The 19,018-nt window shown below is 73.5% G+C and carries 14 protein-coding genes; 6 read left to right on the top strand and 8 right to left on the bottom strand.

All coding sequences use genetic code 11. The features are described 5' to 3' along the window. Positions 1-19 precede the first annotated feature (19 nt). The 3 genes from ACFVGS_RS32750 (at position 20) to ACFVGS_RS32740 (ending at position 3,083) form a co-directional block, all read left to right on the top strand. Positions 20-811, top strand: a complete 792-nt coding sequence (locus ACFVGS_RS32750; protein ID WP_384418453.1) for a 2-amino-3,7-dideoxy-D-threo-hept-6-ulosonate synthase — start codon at positions 20-22, stop codon at positions 809-811. Between the two features lie 219 nt (positions 812-1,030). Further along, a complete protein-coding gene (gene griH / locus ACFVGS_RS32745; protein ID WP_384418455.1) occupies positions 1,031-2,137 on the top strand; it encodes a 3-amino-4-hydroxybenzoic acid synthase in 1,107 nt (368 codons plus the stop codon). Positions 2,138-2,216: 79 nt separating this feature from the next. Then, complete coding sequence (locus tag ACFVGS_RS32740) at positions 2,217-3,083, top strand: GNAT family N-acetyltransferase (protein WP_384418458.1); 867 nt, start codon at positions 2,217-2,219, stop codon at positions 3,081-3,083. A gap of 90 nt (positions 3,084-3,173) precedes the next feature. Here the strand turns inward: ACFVGS_RS32740 and griF are convergent, their stop codons facing one another. The 8 genes from griF to ACFVGS_RS32700 all read right to left on the bottom strand — a co-directional run bounded on the left by griF (position 3,174) and on the right by ACFVGS_RS32700 (position 12,128). Further along, a complete protein-coding gene (griF, locus tag ACFVGS_RS32735; RefSeq protein ID WP_385695623.1) occupies positions 3,174-4,094 on the bottom strand; it encodes a grixazone synthase in 921 nt (306 codons plus the stop codon). Between the two features lie 27 nt (positions 4,095-4,121). After that, positions 4,122-4,529 carry a tyrosinase family oxidase copper chaperone gene (locus ACFVGS_RS32730; RefSeq protein WP_385695620.1) on the bottom strand — a complete coding sequence of 136 codons (408 nt, stop codon included), beginning with the start codon at positions 4,527-4,529 and terminating at the stop codon, positions 4,122-4,124. Between the two features lie 30 nt (positions 4,530-4,559). Next, a complete protein-coding gene (locus tag ACFVGS_RS32725; RefSeq protein WP_384418467.1) occupies positions 4,560-5,999 on the bottom strand; it encodes an aldehyde dehydrogenase family protein in 1,440 nt (479 codons plus the stop codon). Beyond that, a complete protein-coding gene (locus tag ACFVGS_RS32720) occupies positions 5,999-7,078 on the bottom strand; it encodes a phenazine biosynthesis protein (RefSeq protein ID WP_385695618.1) in 1,080 nt (359 codons plus the stop codon). Before ACFVGS_RS32720 ends, ACFVGS_RS32725 begins: the two co-directional genes overlap by 1 nt. Positions 7,079-7,164: 86 nt before the next feature. Beyond that, complete coding sequence (locus tag ACFVGS_RS32715) at positions 7,165-8,517, bottom strand: MFS transporter (RefSeq protein WP_385695615.1); 1,353 nt, start codon at positions 8,515-8,517, stop codon at positions 7,165-7,167. Between the two features lie 431 nt (positions 8,518-8,948). Continuing rightward, complete coding sequence (locus ACFVGS_RS32710) at positions 8,949-10,322, bottom strand: FAD-binding oxidoreductase (protein WP_385695612.1); 1,374 nt, start codon at positions 10,320-10,322, stop codon at positions 8,949-8,951. Positions 10,323-10,597: 275 nt separating this feature from the next. Further along, positions 10,598-11,455, bottom strand: coding sequence for a BTAD domain-containing putative transcriptional regulator (locus tag ACFVGS_RS32705; protein ID WP_385695609.1), 858 nt, complete (start codon positions 11,453-11,455; stop codon positions 10,598-10,600). Positions 11,456-11,510: 55 nt separating this feature from the next. Then, a complete protein-coding gene (locus ACFVGS_RS32700) occupies positions 11,511-12,128 on the bottom strand; it encodes an NAD(P)-binding domain-containing protein (RefSeq protein WP_385695607.1) in 618 nt (205 codons plus the stop codon). A gap of 319 nt (positions 12,129-12,447) precedes the next feature. Here ACFVGS_RS32700 and ACFVGS_RS32695 point away from each other — a divergent pair, with 319 nt between their 5' ends. The 3 genes from ACFVGS_RS32695 to ACFVGS_RS32685 all read left to right on the top strand — a co-directional run bounded on the left by ACFVGS_RS32695 (position 12,448) and on the right by ACFVGS_RS32685 (position 19,003). Then, the gene (locus ACFVGS_RS32695; RefSeq protein WP_384418484.1) at positions 12,448-13,563 is read left to right on the top strand and encodes a LuxR C-terminal-related transcriptional regulator; all 1,116 of its coding nucleotides are present in this window, start codon (positions 12,448-12,450) and stop codon (positions 13,561-13,563) included. Between the two features lie 152 nt (positions 13,564-13,715). Then, a complete protein-coding gene (locus ACFVGS_RS32690) occupies positions 13,716-15,050 on the top strand; it encodes a PAS domain-containing protein (protein ID WP_384418486.1) in 1,335 nt (444 codons plus the stop codon). A 185-nt stretch (positions 15,051-15,235) separates the two neighbouring features. Then, a complete protein-coding gene (locus ACFVGS_RS32685) occupies positions 15,236-19,003 on the top strand; it encodes a hypothetical protein (protein ID WP_385695604.1) in 3,768 nt (1,255 codons plus the stop codon). Positions 19,004-19,018 lie beyond the last annotated feature (15 nt).

Genomic DNA, 19,018 nt, shown 5'->3' with positions numbered 1-19,018 from the left:
CACCCTCCCGGGAGTACCGATGACGACCGACCAGTTGTCCTTCGCACGCCGCTTACGGCTGCGCAGGCTGCACCGCCACGCCCCGGACCGGCTGCTCGTCGTTCCGCTCGACCACTCCGTCACCGACGGCCCCGTGACCGGCGGCAGCCGGGTCGGCGCGCTCGTCGGCGACCTGGCCCGGCACCACGTCGACGCCGTCGTGCTGCACAAGGGCGCGCTGCGGCGGATCGACCCCGAGTGGTTCGCCCACACCTCGCTGATCCTGCACCTGAGCGCCAGCACCGTGCACGCCCCCGACCCGGACGCCAAGTACCTGGTGGCGAGCGTCGAGGAGGCCCTGCGGCTCGGCGCCGACGCGGTCAGCGTCCACGTCAACCTGGGCTCCGACGAGGAGCGGCAGCAGATCGCGGACCTCGCTGCGGTGGGCGACGCCTGCGACCGCTGGAACGTTCCGCTGCTCGCGATGATGTACCCGCGCGGGCCCAGGGTCGACAACCCGCGGGACCCGGCGCTCGTCGCCCACGCCGTCCAGCTCGCCGCCGACCTCGGCGCCGACGTCGTCAAGAGCCCGTACGTCGGCTCCGTCGCCGCGATGCGCGACGTCACCGCCACCGCCGCCGTCCCGGTCGTCGTCACCGGCGGGCCGCGCAACGACGACGAGGCCGCCACCCTCGCCTATGTCGAGGAGGCCCTGGCCGGCGGCGCCGCCGGCATCGCGATGGGCCGCAACGTCTTCCAGGCCCCGAACCCGGGCGCCCTCACCGACAAGCTCTCCGACCTCGTACACGGCCGGCCCACCGCCGCCCTCTAGAGCCCCGCGGCCGCCCGGCGCACCGCCGCCCGGCAGAGCACCCGACGCCCGGCAGAACATCCGCCGCCCCGCAGAGCGCACCACCGCCCCGCCGAGCGCACCGCCGTCCCGCCGAGCGCACCGCCACCCGGCCGAACACCCGCCGCCCCGCAGAGCGCACCACCGCCCCCGCAGCGCACCGCCGCCCCGCAGAGCACACCGACAGATCAGGAGAGTTCCGTGAAGATCAGCTGGCTCGACATCCGCTCGCTCGGCGAGGCCCGCGAGGCGATCCTCCAGGAGGCCCTGCACCACCGCGTGGAAGCGGTCGTCGCCGACGACGCCGCGGACCTGAAGGACCTGCCGCCGACCGTGACCAAGGTGCTCTTCCCGCAGGGCAGGCCGCTGCCGGAGGACTTCGGCGACGCGACCGTCGTCATCGTCGACCCCGCCAGGCACGGCGTCACCCCGGCCGAACTCGCCCTGCGCCACCCGGACCTGGAGTTCGGCCGGTTCGTCGAGATCGTCGACGCGCCCACCCTGGAGGACGCGTGCGAGTCGGCGCGCACCGAGCGCTGGAGCGTGCTGCTGTTCCGCGACCCCACGAAGATCCCGCTGGAGATCGTGATCGCCGCCGCGGCCCGCGCGACCGGCTCGCTCGTCACGGTCGCCCAGGACGTCGAGGAGGCCGAGATCATCTTCGGCGTCCTGGAGCACGGCTCCGACGGCGTCATGATGGCGCCGGCGAAGGTCGGCGACACCGCCGCCCTGAAGCGGGCCGCCGAGGCCGACGTGCCGAACGTCGGCCTCACCGAGCTGCGGATCGTCGGGACCACCCACATCGGCATGGGCGAGCGTGCCTGCGTCGACACCTGCACGCACTTCCGCGAGGACGAGGGCATCCTCGTCGGCTCGCACTCCAAGGGCATGATCCTCTGCGTCAGCGAGACCCACCCGCTGCCGTACATGCCGACCCGCCCCTTCCGGGTGAACGCCGGCGCCATTCACTCGTACACGCTGGGGAAGGACGAGCGCACCAACTACCTCAGCGAGCTCAGGGCCGGCAGCAAGGTCACGGCCGTGGACGTGAAGGGCAACACACGGCTCGTCACGGTCGGCCGGGTGAAGATCGAGTCCCGCCCGCTGATCTCCATCGACGCCGAGGCGCCCGACGGGCAGCGGGTGAACCTGATCCTGCAGGACGACTGGCACGTCAGGGTCCTCGGCCCGAACGGCGTGGTCCTCAACAGCACGGAGCTGAAGCCGGGCGACATCGTCCTCGGCTACCTGCCGAGCGAGGACCGGCACGTCGGCTACCCGATCGACGAGTTCTGCCTGGAGAAGTAGGCTGGCCGACCCCGCCCGGGCCCCGGCGCACCCGCGTCGGGGCCCGAGCCCTGCCCGGTTCACCGTTAGGGTGCCGCTCATGTTCTTCCGCTGGGACTGGCTCCGGCCCGTACTGACCGCGCCGATCGTGCCGACTCTCGGTCCGGTCCATCCCGACGCCCTGACCGTCGAGATCTTCGAGGACATCCTGCGCGCGGCCGTCACGGGGGACTTCCTGCCCTACGACAAGGACCGGCGCTGGGGCGGCGAGAAGGACGAGAGGGTCCTCCGCGACGACGTGGTCCACCACCCCGAGCACACCCTCGTGCCCACCCTGACCCGGCACGGGCGCGGCACCGTCAGGGTCTACGCCTACGGGCTCCGCGACGGCGTCGTCGACGAAGCGGCGGAACTGGCCGCGAAGCTCGCCGCCGCGCACGGCGCGGTCGGCGCCCGGGTCGTACGCCCCTCCGGCCCCGAGGCTCCGCACCCGCGCGGGACCCGCATCCAGCTGAAGGACCTCACCGCCCGCCCCTGCCCCGCCCCGGGCGGCCCGGTGCGCGCCGTCACCGCCTGGCCGGCCGCCGTGCAGGACACCTTCGCGCCGTTCGCCGCCGCCATGGCCGCGGACGGCCTGGACTTCCTCCACACCCGGATGCAGGCGGGCCGGTGCGGCCCGGTCCTCGCCGCCGCCGTCGACGGCCGCGTCGCGGGCGCCATCGGCCCCATGGAGGTGCGGCCCGACCCGGCCGGCCGGCCCCAGCTCATGCCCCCGTACTTCGCCGTCCTGCCCGAGGCCCGGGGCCAGGGCCTGGGACGACTCCTGTGGCGGGCCGCCATGCACTGGGGCCGGTCCCAGGGCGCCGGTTACCAGCTCGTCCAGACCGAGGTGGACGGCCCCTCCGACCGGCTGTGCCGGTCCGAGGGACTGACCACCCTCGGCTTCACGCACACCACATGGGCGTAGGCCGTCTCTTCCGGAAGAAACGGCCTAGCCGGCGAGACGCCGGACCGCGGCCTCCCCGGGAGGAGACCGCGGTCCGGCGCCCGTCGGGTGTCAGTCGTCGTAGCGGTACCACTTGGTGTGGTCGAGGAGGTCCTTCGGCGTCATCGTGTGCCACGGCCCCAGCGGGGTGTTGATGTCGGGGACGTCCGTGGTCGGCTTCAGCGGCAGGTAGGGGGGCACCTCGGGGTTCCGGGCCTGCCACAGCGCCCAACAACGGTCGATCATGCAGTGGTTGAGGAAGAACACCGGGTCGTTGGGCGAGCCGATGTACATCATGTGGCCGCCGACCCACACGTGACCGGCGGCGTGGAGCTTGCCCGCGGCCTCCTCCCAGGCGAACTTCGTGTACCCCTCCAGGTGGTTGCGGAAGCTCGCGTACGGCGGCTCGCTGCCGGAGGTGTGGTTGAACGGCGCCGAGTCGTACACCTTCAGGGCGAGGGTGTCGTCGAGCTGCTTCGGGGTGGGCAGCCTGTCGGTGAGCGTGCCCATGTCGCGGACGAGGAAGTCCCGGTCGTCGTGGGTGTAGTTGCCGTTGAGCGCGGGGTTCTCGTCGCCGACGGGGACCACGCTGACGTTGAGGACCCAGCCGTTGTCGCGGGCGAACGGGCCGGTCATGACGCGTCGGTCGCCGGGCCGCCCGTTGCCGCCCATGAAGTCCTCGGCCCACAGCGGCGAGTCCTCGCCGTGGTCGGTGGTCCAGTCCCAGTACGGGAGCGTGACGCGCGGATCGACCTTCCGCAGCTCCCGCTCGAAGCGCAGCAGGTACTGGCGGTGCCAGGGCAGGAAGCCGGGGTTGATGTGGCCGAGCCGCTTGCCGGTCACCTTGTCGAGGTAGTCCCGGGAGTTGACGCGTATGTGCAGGTCGACGAAGCGGTCGTAGATCCCTCTGCGCTTGATCTCCTTGACCGCGTGGACGAACCGTCGCTTCTCCTCGGCCGTCATGTCGAGGTGGTTCTTGCGTACGTGCACCATGAGGAGCTCCGTTTCGGGCCGGTCGGGTCAGGTGGCCGTCGTGGCGTCCATGACGTGGGCGCCGTGGGCGGTCGGGAGCAGCCGGGCGCCGCGGAGCTCCTCGACGGCGCGGCGGGCGGCGTGCAGCGGGGTCGGCGCCATCTCGTAGTGGCACAGCGAGCTGAGGTAGGCGTCGTCGGCGAACTTCATGAGGTGCAGCGGGCGCCCGTCGATGAACACGGCGCCGCCGGCCGCGACCCGGATGGTGCGGCCCTGGTACGTCTCGGTGTGGTCGCCGTCGGCGGCGTGGTCCGGGTGGCCGCCGCCGGCCGTCGTGGGGGTGTCGTCGCCTCCGACGGCGCCGGTGGCGAACGGGACCGCGGCGGCGGATGCGGCGAGTGCCGCGCCCGCCGTCAGCCTGACCATGTCGCGTCGCTTGACGGACCCATGGGACACAGGGGATTCCTTCCTCGCGGGGGACGGGCGTCAGGCGGTGGCCACGACGCCCTTGGGTTCGAGCAGGAACTGCGTGTAGTTGTCGTCGTGCGGGATGCCCGGGACCGCCGTCCAGGGCAGGACCGCGCCGCGCGTGATCTTGCGGACGCTCGGTTCGCGCACGGCCGCGTCGACCAGCTCCTCGTCGTCCGTGAGCAGGTTGAGGACGAGCGACTCGCGCAGCGGCGCCACGCCGTCGGCCGGCGTCCAGGGGGCGACGACCACGAACGGGAACGGCAGCTCGGTGCCGACGGCCGGGTGGTGGACCCCCTCGACGGACAGCACCAGCGGCCGCAGCAGGTGGGAGCCGTCGGCGAGTTCGACGACCGTCTCCCCGCCGGCCGGGTCGTGCCGGGCGCTGTGGTCGGTCACTCCGGGCGCTGCGCGCAGCTCGTCCACCTGGGCGCGGATCCGCGCGGCCCGCTCCCGGTCGGCGACCAGGAGGGTGGCGGTGGCGGTGGTGACGGGCACGCTCGGCAGCGTGGCGAGCCGCCGGGCGAGCGCGTCGGCGACCTCGGCGACGGGCCGGGTGGTGAGCACCGCCGACAGGTTGGTGCAGCGGGTGCCGCCGTCGTAGGAGGCCGAGAGGGCGAGGTGCGCGGTGATCGCCTCGTCCGGGTCGCGGTCCAGGAGCGCCTTGGTGCGCCCGGGCCCGCGTACGGCGACCGTCTCGTCGCCCTGCCAGCGGCGTACGGCGCTGTCGCCGCCGTACACGATGCCGCGGTCGGCCTCCTTGAGCAGGAACTCGCCGGTCCGGTGCGAGGCCGGCAGGAACGCCAGCTTGCGCGGCGGCAGTCCGGCGGCGAGCAGCGCCCGGGTGAGCCGCAGCGCGGTGAACGGGTCGCGGCTGCCGGGCTTCACGGCGACGCTGTAGCCGTGGAAGAGGGCCTGCGCCCAGGTGACGTGGGGTGTGGGGTGGTTGCTGGCCATGACGGCCGCGAAGACCCGGCCGCGCGGCACCCAGCGGGTGGCGAAGCCGATCGCGGAGCCGCTGCCGGAGCCCGTCCCCGAGCCGGCCGTGGGATCGGCGGCGAAGCCGGTGGCGGGCAGCTCGGCGGCGGTCGTACGGGACAGTTCGCGCAGCTCGTCGACGAGGTCGCGGACGGACTGGGCGACGGCGGCGGCGGTGAGCCCGGTGGCGTACGAGACGCGGGCCGCGTACTCCTCGGGCGTCTCGCCGTCGAGCTCGGCCTCCTCGAAGAGCGTGGCCGCCTCGTCGAAGAGCTCCTGCCCCGGCGGAACGCCGTCGGCGTGCCGGCGCAGCTCGCGCAGTGCGGAGAGCGCCATGAGCCGCGGGGCGGCGCCGACGTCGGCGAGGTCGCCGCCGCGCACGTCGGGCAGCCGGACGCGGTCGGCGCTGGTGACGGGCCGCCCGCAGACGAGCGGGTCGACGACGACCGGCCGGGCGTCCGGGGCTGGTGTGCCCGGCATCAGTAGACCCCCTCGATCACGCGCACGTCGTCGACGGCGTGGTAGGTCCGGACGTCGGCGAGGCCGTCCACGGGGGAGCCGGGGCGCGGCGGGACCCGGACCGCGCTGTCCCGCTCCAGGACGTTCGGCAGGAACATCTCCTCGGCCACCAGGTGCAGCCGGACGCGGCCGCGCTCGCCGTACGCGACGGGCCGGCCTTCCTCGTCGACGAGTTCGAGCCGGGTGGTGGCCGGGTACGGCTCGAAGACGCACGGGTGGCGGTCGCCGTCGACGGGCGGTCGCTGCGGGGCGACGCCCATGAGGCTGTTGCCGTAGACGCCGACGACGGCCGCGTCGGGGAAGAACTCCCGGTCGAGCGTGCGCAGGCTCTCGGCGCTGATGGAGGTGCCGGCCCAGATGACGGCCTCGACCTGCTCGCGCACCAGCTCGTAGAGGGCGGGGCGGGCGCAGAGGGCCTCCAGGAGCGGCGGGGTGGAGCTGAGGACGGCGACCTTCTGGCTGGTGAGGACGGTCTCGGCCTGGTCGAGCAGGTGCTGGACGTAGCGCTCGGCCTCGTCCTCGCGGCCGTCGGCGAGGAGACGTTTCACCCAGCGCGGGTCGAGGTCGACGGTGTGGAAGAGGGCGCCGGACAGGGCGGCGTAGCGGGACACGTCGTAGCCGATGACGTGCGGACCATTGGGGCCGAGGTGGAGCCAGTCGCCCCGGGCGGGCACTCCGCTCGCGAGGAGCCGTTCACGGGCCCAGACGAGGAGTTCGGCCCGGGCGGCGCTGTCGACGATCCGCTTCGGCGAGCCGGTGGTGCCGCCGGAGTCGTAGACGCGGAAGACGCGGTCCTTCAGGCCCCGCGGAATGAGGTCGCCCACGGGCACGGTGCGCAGTTCGGCGCTGACGTCGGGGAAGCGGGTGAGGTCGGCGAGGCCGTGGACGTCGGTGAGGGGGTCGAAGCCGAGGCTCTCGCGCTTGGCGAGCCAGAAGGGGGAGCCGGTGTCGGCACCGAAGTGCCAGGCCATCGACTTCCGTAGGTGAAGGTCGAATGCGGTGGGCGCGGTGTCGCCCGGGGTCGTCGGGGAGTCGTTCATGGCGAGTGCTGGTCTCCTTCAACGCGAAGAGGCGCCGACGGACCCATCCTTCGGTCGGCGCCTATCGCGGGTGTATTGGCGGCGTTTCAGTCCCTGCCGGTACGGAGGGTGAGCGCGGTCGCGGCCGCGATCAGCGGGAAGACCGCGACGACGGCCGGCACGCTCGTCAGCTCCATGGACTTCACGAGCGCGCCGGCGGTGGCGCTGCCGACGCCGCCGCCGACGAAGAAGGTGAGGTTGAGCAGGCCCATCGCGCCGCCGCGCAGGGCGGGTTCGACGTGTGCGGACATCAGGGCGGTGGTGATGACCTGGGTGACCGCGAAGGCGGCGAAGCCGAGCGAGGCGCCGACGAGCAGCGGCGCCGGGTTGCCGACGGCGGCCGACAGGGCCAGCACGCCGGCCATGGCGAGCGCGATCAGGCCGAGCAGCACGGAACCGGCCCTGCCGCCCGCGAACCTGCCCGCGAAGCGGGACAGGACGGCGCCGACGACCGCGCCGGGCAGCAGCCACGTACCGACGGCGAGGACGCTCCAGCCGTGCCCGCCGACGAGGATCTGCGGCACCAGGTACATGGCGGCGAACAGGCCGGCATAGGCGCCGACGCCGGTGAGCGAGGCGCGCAGGAAGACCCGGTCGGCGACCAGCCGGCGCGGCACGAAGGAGCCCTCCACGGTGCGCACCCGCCGGACCAGGCCGGCCAGGGACACCAGGAGCGCGACGGCGAGCCCGGTCACGAGCGGGGCGGCGAGACCGAGCGCGTACGACTGGATGAGCAGCAGGAAGGACATGGCGGCGACGGTCAGGAGCACGGCGCCGGGCAGGTCGAGCCGGCGGCCGCTGCCCGCCCGGGCCGCGGCGGCGCGCAGGCACAGCGGCACGGCGAGCAGCGACAGCGCGGGCAGTACGAGCGCGATCCGCCAGCTCACCCACTGGGTGAAGGCGCCGCCGGCGAGGGTGGCGCCGGCGGAGAACACGGCCATGGTGGCGCCGAACCCGCCGAGCACCTTGGGACGGTCGGCCGGGGGAGCGGACGCGGACAGCGCGAGCGCGCCGGAGGTCATGGCGCCGGATCCGGCGGCGAGCACGAAGCGGCCGCCGACGAGGACGCCGATGCTCGGGGCGAGCAGGCAGACGACGGTGCCGACGGCGAGCACGAGCGAGCCGACGAGCAGCGAGGCGCGCACACCCCTGGCGTCGGCGAGCCGCCCGAAGAGCGCGGTGCCGACGCCCAGGGCGAGCGCGTGGGCGGTGAGCACCCAGGCGGCGGCGGCCGGGGTGGCGTTCAGGGCCTTGGCGACGTCGGGCAGGGCGACTCCGGCGGCGGTGACGCCGAAGACGGCGGGCCCGAACAGGGCGCCGTAGCGCAGCCCGGCGGACCGGGCGCTGAGGACGGCGGTCGGCTGCCCGGGGGCGGTGGACACGGCCTGGTCGGTGGTCATGGGTCTCCTCCTACGGAGACGGCGGGGCGACAGGGGCGAGGGGTCGAGGGGGTCGACGGGGCGACGGAGAGAGGGCTGCTGCGGGCGGAGGCGGCGACGAGGGGGAGGGGCTGCGGGCGGAGGCGGCGACGGAGGGAGGGGCTGCGGGCGGAGGTGGCGACGAGGGGAGGGCTGCGAGCGGTACGGGGTCGCGGCGAGGGTCCGGGCGGGCGCGGCCGGGGGAGGAGCCGGGCCCGCCCGGAGCCGGGGGAGCGGGCCTTGCGTTGGGCGTCGCTTGGCTGAGGGCGTGGCGGGGGCGGTGGGATCGGGCTTGGGGTGGCGTCACGTGGGAGGGGGCTTGGGGTGGCGTGACGTGGGAGGGGGCTTGGGGTGGCGTCACGTGGGAGGGGGCTTGGGGTGGCGTGACGTGGGAGGGGGCCCGGGCCGGGGCGTCAGGAGGGCTCGGGCAGCAGAGCGTGGCCGAGGCGGAAGACGTTGTGCGGGTCGTACCGCTTCTTGACCTGGAGCAGCCGGGCGAAGGCCGCCCGGTCGAAGCAGTCCTCGGCGGACCGGGCGGTGTCGGCGCCGGCGAGGAAGTTGAGGTAGCGGCGGCCGGTCGACCAGCCGGCGAGCCGGCCCAGGACGACGTCGGGCGAGCCCGGCAGCGACAGCGTGGACAGGGTGAACGCCCCGTCGCGGCCCACCGCGTTGGGTACGGCCGCCGGCCGGGACAGCGCCCCGCCCAGGTGCCGCACCTCCACCATCGGGTCGGTGCAGCCGCTGCCGGGCCCGGCAGCGGCGAGCAGCGCGTCGAGCGCGCCCTCGTCGAACTCCCGCAGCACGATGTTGCGTTCGTGGTACGGCAGGGGTTCGGTCGGGTCCTGGTGGATCTCGGCGACCGCGCTGTACGGCATCTCGCCGACGGTGTCGGCGAGCAGCGTCCCGGCCTCGCGCAGCGGGCGCAGCAGCTCCTCGCCGTCCTCGCGGGTGCCGGTGAACGCGATCCGGACGTGTACGGCGAGCTCGCCGGCCGGGTGGCCGGGCACCTGGTGCAGCCCGGGCAGCCGGAGCAGCGCCACGGAGGAGGTCAGGGTCTCGGGCAGCCCGGCGGTCCAGGTCCGCCAGGTGTCGAGCACGGCGGCGGCCTCGGTGCCGGGGAAGTAGAGCCCGCCGCCGTACAGCCGGGCGACGGGGACGAGGCCGAACTCGAGGGCGGTGACGATGCCGAAGTTGCCCTTGCCGCCGCGCAGCGCCCAGAACAGCTCGGCGTCCGTGTCGCGGGTGACCGTGCGGTGCTGTCCGTCGGCGGTGACGAGGTGGACGCGGGTGACGTGGTCGGCGGCGTACCCGTACTGCCGGCCCAGCGGGCCGAGCCCGCCGCCGAGCGTGTAGCCGACGACGCCGACGAGGTGCGAGGAGCCGTTGAGCGGCGCGAGGCCGTGATAGGCGGCGGTGGCGATGACCTGGTGCCAGCGGGCGCCGGCCTCGACGCGGGCGATCCGGGCGATCGGGTCGACGGCGACGGCGATCATCCGGTGGGTGGTGACGAGGACGGCGTCCTCGGCGGGCGCCGCGATGCCGTGCCCGGTGGCCTGGACGCCGACGGGCAGCCCGAGTTCGGCGCCCAGGCGGACGGCCGCGGCGACGTCCTCGGCGGTGACGGCGCCCACGACGAGCGCCGGGCGGTGCCGGCCGATCCGGTTGAAGCCGTCGAGCTCGGCCTCGTAACCCGGGTCGTCCGGGAGGAAGACCTCGCCCTTCACCTCGGTGACGAGCCGGTCCACGGCGCTGTCCTGGATGACGGAGTGCTGCGGCTGGCGAGCCATGGACGGCCCCTCTCTGCTGCGTGTGGCGCGTGTGGCGCGTGTGGCGCGTGTGGCGCGTGTGGCGCGTACGGCGCGTACGGCGCGTACGGCGCGTATGGCACGGCCGGCTGGGCACGCGGTCGTGCCGAGCCGTGGCCTGTGCCCGTGCCTGTGCGTATGCCTGTGCCTGTGCCTGGGAACGCAGCCGAGTCTTTCCGTCGCGGCAGGCCCGCTCCATCCCCTGCGGAGGAGGGTCTCCGTGCCGGTCTCCCCCCTCAGGTGAGGGGGAGGACCGGTCAGCGGCGGGTCGCCGGCGAGGTGGTCCGGGCAGCGGCCCGGTAGGCGGCCCCGGCCCCGAAGAGCAGGACCTCGTCGGCGCAGGGCTGCTGCGCGACGGGCTTGTCGGTGGCGCCGAGGATCAGGCTCTCGATCGACTGGAGCCGTTCGCCGGGCACGATGCCCAGCTCGTCGCGGAAGCGGCGGTGGGTGTCGCGGAACAGCGCGAGGGCGTCCGCGGTGCGCCCCGACCGGAAGAGGGCGATCATCAGCTGGGCGATGAGGGTCTCCCGGAACGGGTGCTCGGAGACGTGGTGGGTGAGCTCGCCGAGGACCCTGCGGTGGTAGCCGAGCCGTAGCTCCAGCTCGTAGCAGTCCTCCAGGGCAGAGTGGTAGTCCTCGTGGTACTTGAGGGCCACCGTGTCGAGCAGCGGGCTGCCGAGCCCTTCGCCGAGAGGCCCCCGCCACAGGGCGAGGGCCTCTCGGTAGAGCAACGCCAGGTCGAGGTCGGGGTGTTCGGCCGCCCCGGCTCTGGCGCGGGATATCAGCTGTCCGAAGCGGTGCAGGTCGACGCCGGTGTCCGGGGTGCGCAGCCGGTAGCCGGTCTTGTGGGTCTCGATGGTCGCCGCGACGTCCCCGGCGTCGAACTGGCGGCGCAGCGAGGAGACGCAGATGCGGATCTGGCTGCGGGCGGTCGCCGGTGGCGAGTCGCCCCAGATGGCCCGGATCAGGCGGTCGACGGCGACCACCCGGTTGCACTCCAGCAACAGCATCGTCAGCAGAATGCGCTGGCGGTTTCCGCTGAGCTTCACCTCGCCGCGCGCGCCGTGCACGACAAGGGCTCCGAGGGCGAGAAATGTAGCCGGTTCTCTGGTCATGGATCTTCCCCCAAGATCGGATGCCGGTGAATGGGGCGATGGTCTGGTCGTCCGCTCACCAACTGGGCAGCAACTTTATTCCCCAGCCTTCCGGCGCTGCCAGCCGATGGCTGATTTCCCTACCCAGAGATGTCAATTCGTCGAGGACCCGCGCCCGGTCGAGATGTCCTGCGTCGAGTGCGCGCAGACCGGACCGGTCGGCGAGTTCGATCACCCGGATCTTGGCCGATTCGTCGTCGGCGGCGACGAAGACGTCCACGGGATGTCCGTCGATGAGCCCCCGGTAGATCGACTCGGCGTCCCCGGCGGCGCAGGCCCGCACCCACGAGGCACCCGGCGCGGCGGCGGTCAGTTCGCCCATCCCCGTACCGCACGGCTCGTGATGGGGCGCGGTCACCTCGACGAGCACCTTTCCGGTGAGCGAGCGCCGCTGGGAGCGCAGGAAGCCGAGGGTCTCGGCCCGGTCGAGGGCGAGGATCACCAGACCGGGCCGGAGGGCGGAACGGGCCGTGGTGGCGGTGACGGTCCCGGGTGCTCCGGCCGTCACCTCGCGGGCGACCCGGCCGGCCCGGACGGTGCCGGGGTCGGCGAGGAGGACGTCCGCGCCGGCGAGCGCGGCACGCCGGGCCATCGCCCTGCCCATCGCACCGGCCCCGATGATGCCCACCTTCATACGCGTTCCTTCGGAAGCCCGATCCAGCCCGATCCCGCATGCCGCATGCCGTCGGAATGCGTACCGCCGAATTCTCCGGGAGTGTGTGCTCCGTTTCATCCCCCTATTCGAGGGGGTTGCGGTGAGGGTCATCCCGCCCATGATTTATCCGTCAAATGATCCGGGGATCCGAGACAGAATCCGCCATTTGTCGATCCGATGGCCGGTACGGTGACCGATCCGGTGTCCGGCCCGTGTCCGAAACCGTCATCCGACCCCTCGTCCGAAACCCCTCAAGTGAGGGGTTGGCGCTCCGTCCGGCGGCTGTCACGATCGATGGATGACCCATGAGCGGATCGAGATCGGCCGCGCGGAACTCCTCTCGCGGGCGGCGAAGAGCGGCGACGCCCTCGGCATGTTCGCCGAGGCGTCGCATCAGGTGCGCCGGCTCGTCCCGTACGACGCCGCCGTCTGGCGCGTCACGGATCCCGAGACCGGCATGATGGCCGCCCCGATCCGCGCCGAGAACCTCGACGAGCACGGCTGCGCCGTCTACTGGGAGACCGAGCTCTTCACGGAGAACGTGAACCTGTTCCGCGACCTCGCCCAGGCCAGGGTGCCGGTGGCGGGCCTGCGCGAGGCCACCGGCGACCTGCCGGCCCGCAGCAGCCTCTACCACTCCTTCATGAAACCCCGCGGCTTCCAGGACGAGTTACGGGCCGTGCTGCGCGTCGGCGGCCGCCCGCACGGCCACATCAGCCTGTTCCGGGCGCACGGCCGCCCGGCGTTCGGCCCCGCCGAGACCCGGCTCGTCGAGAGCCTGGTGACTCCGCTCGCCCGTAAGCTCCGTTCCTTCGCGGGCACCGCGCCGCAGCCCCTGCCGGACTCGCCCCACGGCCCCGGCCTGCTCCTCTTCGACGCCTCCGGCGCGCTGCTCTCCGCCAACGACGACGCCCGCGCCCACCTCGCCGACCTCCCCGACGGCCCGGCCGTCGCCAGCGCCGGACTGCGCGTGCCGGCCTGGGTCCAGGCCACCGCCCTCAAGGCCCGCGCCATCTCCCAGGACCGCGACCGCGGCCACGCGCGCGTACGGGTGCGCACCCGGGGCGGCCACTGGCTGGTGTGCCACGCCTCCTGCCTGCGCGAGTCCGACGGCCGGCTCGGCCCGTCCGCGGTGGTGATCGAACCGGCCAAGACCTCCGAGATCGTGCCGCTGATCGTCGACGCCTTCGAACTGACCGAGCGGGAGACCGAGGTGACCCGGTGCATCGCGCGCGGGCTGCCGACCGGGAAGATCGCCGAGCAGCTCCACCTCTCCCCGCACACCGTGCGCGACTACATCAAGGGCATCTTCGAGAAGGTGGGCGTGTCCAGTCGCGGCGAGCTGGTCGGCAGGCTGTTCACGGAGTACTACGCGCCGTTCGCGGAACGCGGCATGGTCCGGATCCACGACTGACCCCGCGTCCGGCCCACCCGCACCCTTGTCCCTCTCCCTCTCTCCCTCCGTTCCTCGCTCCCCGGTCACCTCGTATCCACCGCGTATCGGTTTCCGCGAAAGGGGTGTGTCCTGGGTCACGTTCGAGTTGAATGATGCCGGGGGGTGCCCGGATGAGTGGCTCTGCGAGTGACACGGCCGACACGGCGAGGGTTCCGGGGGTTCCCGGGGCCGATCTGCTCGCCGCACTGCTCGACGGGATGGACGCGGCGCTGTGCGCGCTCGACGCCACGGGGACCGTCACACACTGGAACAGGGAGGCCGAGCGGATCCTCGGCTGGAGCGCCCGCGAGGCCGTCGGGCGGCGGGGCTTCGACGGCTGGGCCGCCCGCAGTGCCGACGCCGCGGAGATCCTGGCCCGGCTGCTGCGGTCGATGACCGCGCCGGGCCGCCAGGTCCACGAGTTCGCCCTGCTGCGCAAGGACGGCGGCCGGGTCCTCGTCCGTACGCAGACGGCGGGCGTGCGCGGGGCCGACGGCCGGCCGGCGGGCGTCTACCTGGCCTTCGGGGAAGTCCACGTCCAGATCGACCTGGAGCGCTCGCTCGCCCTCAGCGAGGCCCTGTTCGCCGACGCCGCGTGGGGCGTGGTCCTCGTCGACGTCGACCTGCGCCCCGCGGTCGTCAACGGCTACGCGGCCCGGGCCCTCGGCGCCGCCCGCGGCTCGCTCCTCGGCCGCCCGCTCGGCGACCTCGTCGGCCAGGGCGTCGAGGAGCTGGAAGCGGCCCTCCAGCACGTCCTGGCCGCCGGCTCGCCGGCCGAACCCGCCGACGTGTGGCTGACCCTGCGCGGCGCCCGCGGCGAACGCCGCCGCTGCTGGCGGTGCGGATTCGTGCGCCTCGCCACGCCGTTCGCCGAGGGACCGGAGCCGGTGCCGCTCGGCGTCGGCTGGCTCTTCCAGGACGTCACCGACGCCCGCCTCGCCGAACAGGACGCCGACCGGCTGAGGTTCCGCTGGAGCCAGCTGCACCGGGCGAGCGCGGCCGCGGCGGAGTGCGAGGACCCGGTGCGGGCCGCGGCGGTCCTCCTCGACTTCGCCCTGGCGGGCTTCGCGGACCACGTCCTCGTCGACCGCGCCACCGCCGACGGCCGCCTCGTCCGCGCCCTCGCCACCCCGGCCGGCGCCCCCGGCCCGGTCGCCCCCGTCACCACCGGCGGCATCCCGCTCCGTTACGCGCCGTCCCACCCGGCGCTCAAGGCCCTCACCCGCCCGGGCCCCACCCGCACCAGCACGGCCCCCGGCACCGACCGCCTCTGGCCCCCCGACACGGCCCACGCCCTCTGCCTGCCCCTCCGCACCCGGGCCCGCACCCTGGGCGTCACCACCTTCCTCCGCTCCCCCTCCCGCCCCGCCTTCGAACACGAGGACACGCTCTACGCGGAAACGGTCACGGCCCGGGTGGCGGCGTCCCTGGCACTGGCGGGGGAGTGGGGAGCGGACGGGTCCTGATCCCGACGGTCCGTGGCCGGAAGTGGCCTGTGGATAACCGGAAGGGGATGTCGCGCAACTGTGCGATCATCGCGGCGAACCTGTGAATCGCCACCGCTCCCGGGGGGACCGGACCCATGCCACGACCTTCGTGTACGGCGCCCAGATCCGCGCCGTACACCGCCTTGCTCGCCGTAGTCACACTGGTGCTGTCCCTGTTCCTCCCGGTGTTCTCCACCGCGCCGGCCCGGGCCGCCGAAGCCGTGGCCGCGCCGGTGGCCGAGCAGTCCGCCGGCCCGGCCCCCGCGGCGGAGCCGGCGACCGAGGCGCCCGTCGAGCCGGCGCCCGCCGCCGAGGACTGCGCGCCGCTCGCCCTCGCCCGCTTCGGCGGCCCGGGCGACGCCGTCGGCAAGGCCTCGCTGGCCGGCAACGGCAGCGCCTGCTTCACCTTCACCGCCGAGAAGCCGGGCATGCACCGGGTGCTGCTCGACGGCCACTACGAAACCCGCGCCACCGTCTACGACGGCGACACGTGGCTCGACTGCGCGGGCTGGTGTGACCTGGCCCGTGCCGGCCAGTTCACGCTGCGTCTCGACAACAACTCGATCGACCCCGACGAGGCGTCGGTGTCGGTCACGCCGCTGTCCACCACCGAGGGCTGCCTGCCCGAGACCGGTACGTCCTGGGACCAGGAGCCGCTGAAGGGCACCCTCGTCAGCCGCCTCGGCCTCATCTGCCAGCCGTTCGCGGCCAAGCCGGGCGAGCGCATCACGCACCGGTTCGACATGGTCGTCTACGGCGACGAGCAGAGCCTGATCACCGACGAGACCGGCCACTACGTCTGCGACCGGAGCGCCGGCGGCGAAGGCTGCGTCCTGACCGGTGACGGCCCGTACCGGATCATCGGCGAGGGCAGCTACGCGTCGGAGGGCTTCCCCGCCGCGTACGCGCTGAAGATCCGCCGCCTCTCGGACCCCCAGGGCTGCGCGACCGTCCCCGTGAACGCCTACGGCTCCGCACCGACGACCGCCTCCCCCGCGACCGGCTGCAAGACCTTCACCGTGCCGGCCGCCGGTACGTACGACGTGTACGGCGTGGCGGCCGAGGGCCAGCGCTCCCGCCTGAGGGTCTACGACCGTGCGGGCACGACGGTCTGTGAGCCGTGGGACGAGTGCAAGCTGACGACCGGTGTCACGTACACGCTGACCACCGACGAGGCGACGCTGATCCTGGACCGCGCCGCCGAGGACGGCTGTGTGACCGCTGCCCTCGGCACGAACGACGGCTCGTTCGCCACCCCCGGCGAGATCGACTGCCTGACGCTGCCGCTGCCCGGGAACGCCCACGCGGCGCTCCTCAAGCCCACCGGCGGCCCCGAACCCCGCCCGGACGTCGTCGTCTGGGACGCGGACGGCGGCTACGTCTGCGGCGACGAGCAGCTGCTCGCCGGCACCTGCGTCCTGACCGGACCGGCTCCGCACCGCGCGATCGTGTCCACCAAGGACACCCAGCCGCCCACCGGCGCCTACCGCATGGTGCTGTACCGCACGGACGGCGCCAACGACTGCCAGGTGTTCCCGCAGGGCGACTTCACCGCGACGAGCGCCCTGACCCGGGTGAACACCGGCGGCGGAGTCTTCTCCCACTGCCTGACGATCCCGGCCGACGCGCACTCCACCCAGGAGAACGTGCAGCTGCGCGGCGTCGGGGCGGCCGCGCAGTTCTCCGTCCTGGACACCACCGGCAAGCAGGTGTGCAACGGCTGGTCGAACTTCGGCAGCTTCGCCACCTGCGCGTTGACCCCGGGCCTCGCCCACACCGTGCTGGTCGTGGGCCGTGACACCTCGTCCGCCTACACCCTGGCCCGCCGGGACGTGACGGAGACGGCCAAGGGCTGCACGGCGACCCCGGCGACGGCGGTCGGCGGTGCCTCCTTCGAGGGCGCGACGGGCGCCCCCGGCGAGCTGCGCTGCCGCCAGGTGACCACCGGGAACGCCGGTGACGTCCTGCACCTCGACGTGCGCGACCCGCTCGGTACGGCGAACATCCTGGCCTACGACGCGTCCGGCAACGCCACCACCTGCGGCTACCGCAACCGGTCCTGCGTGGTCACCGGCTCGACCCGCTACCAGGTCGTGGTGACCGTGCCGCCGAACCTGAAGGCCGCCGAGACGTACCGCTTCGACGCGCTGCGCATCGGCACGCCCGCCGGACCTGCCCCGGAATGCACCCGGGTCGCGAGCATCCCTTACGGGTACGGGCCGTTCACGGGCCGGCTCGACGAGCAGCACACGGCGGTCTGCCTGGCGCTGCCCACCGCCGGGGGCGACCGTTTCAAGGTGGCGGTCGCCGACACCGAGGGCCGGACGGACACCGCCGTCCCCCGGCTGTACGACGCCAAGGGCAACGACCCGTGCTACAGCTCGTCGGGGGTGTACCAGTGCGGCGTGTCCGGCACCTCGGGGTCGTCGCCCACCACCTTCGTCCTCGGCCTTCCCGAGAAGGCGCCCCTGACGGACTTCAGCGCCCGGCTCGACTGTGACGCGATCCCCTGCGGCACCGAGGCGATCTCCATCGGGACCGTCTCGCCGCTCTCCGGCCAGGGCGGCAAGGCCGTCACCCTCACGGTGACCGGCACGGCTCTCGGCATGAAGGACTACGTCCGGCTGACCAACGGCTCGCAGACGCTCAAGGCGACCACGGTGTCCGTCTCCCCCGACGCCCGGACCCTGACGGCGACCCTGGACCTGACGTCCGTCGGCGAGAGCACCTGGAACGTCAGCGTCATCGTCCGCGACTCCTACGAGTACCCGCGCGGCACCTTCGCCGTCACCAAGCCCGCCACCGCCGGTCTCGGCACGTACAAGGCGCTCACGCCGACGCGTCTGATGGACACCCGCTCGGGTCTCGGCGTGCGTCAGGGACAGGTCGGGGCGGGACAGACCGTCACACTGCAGGTGTCCGGCAAGGGCGGGGTCCCCGCCACGGGAGTGAGCGCCGTGACCCTCAACGTCACCGCGACCGGGCCGACCGCGGGCAGCTTCGTGTCGGTGTACCCGAACGGCACCACCCGCACCTCCGCCACGAACCTCAACTTCACGGCGGGGCAGACCATCCCGAACCTCGTGGTCGTGCCCGTCGTGAACGGCAAGGTCGACTTCTACAACAAGAACGGCTCGGTGGATCTGATCGCCGACGTGGCGGGCTACTACGTCACGGACGGCTCGGGCGCCACGTACCGGCCCGTCACGCCCGACCGTCTCATGGACACCCGGTCCGGGCTCGGCGTCCGCCAGGGCAAGGTCGGGGCGGCCGAGACGGTCTCGCTTCAGGTGACCGGCAAGGGCGGGGTGCCCGCCTCCGGGGTCACCGCCGTCGTCCTCAACGTGACCGCGACCGGGCCCACGGCCGGCAGCTTCGTGTCCGTCTACCCGTCCGGTACGGCCCGCACCTCGGCGTCGAACCTCAACTTCACCGCCGGCCAGACCATCCCCAACCTCGTCGTCGTCCCGGTCGGCGCCGACGGCAAGGTCGCCTTCTACAACAGGTCCGGGTCCGTCGACCTGCTCGCCGACGTCGCCGGCTACTTCACCACCGACGGCACGGGTTCGGCGTACAGGCCGATCACGCCGACCCGGCTGATGGACACCCGCTCCGGGCTCGGGGTGGCCCAGGCGAAGGTCGGGGCCGGGCAGACCGTCACGCTGCAGGTGGCCGGGCAGGGCGGGATTCCGGCGTCCGGGGTCACGGCCGTCGTCCTGAACGTCACGGCGGTCGCGCCGACGGCGGCGAGCTTCGTGTCCGTCTTCCCGGACGGTACGCAGCGCACCTCCGCGTCCAACCTCAACTTCACCGCCGGGACCACCATCCCCAACCTGGTCGTGGTGCCCGTGGTGAACGGAAAGGTGAGCTTCTACAACAAGAACGGGTCCGTGGACCTGCTGGCGGATGTCGCCGGCTACTACGTGGCGTAGGACCTGACAGAAAGC

This window comes from Streptomyces sp. NPDC127114 (genome assembly GCF_042677525.1).
GTDB lineage: Bacteria > Actinomycetota > Actinomycetes > Streptomycetales > Streptomycetaceae > Streptomyces.
The sequence above is the reverse complement of the archived record's forward strand: the minus strand, read 5'-3'. Positions and strand labels throughout refer to the sequence as shown.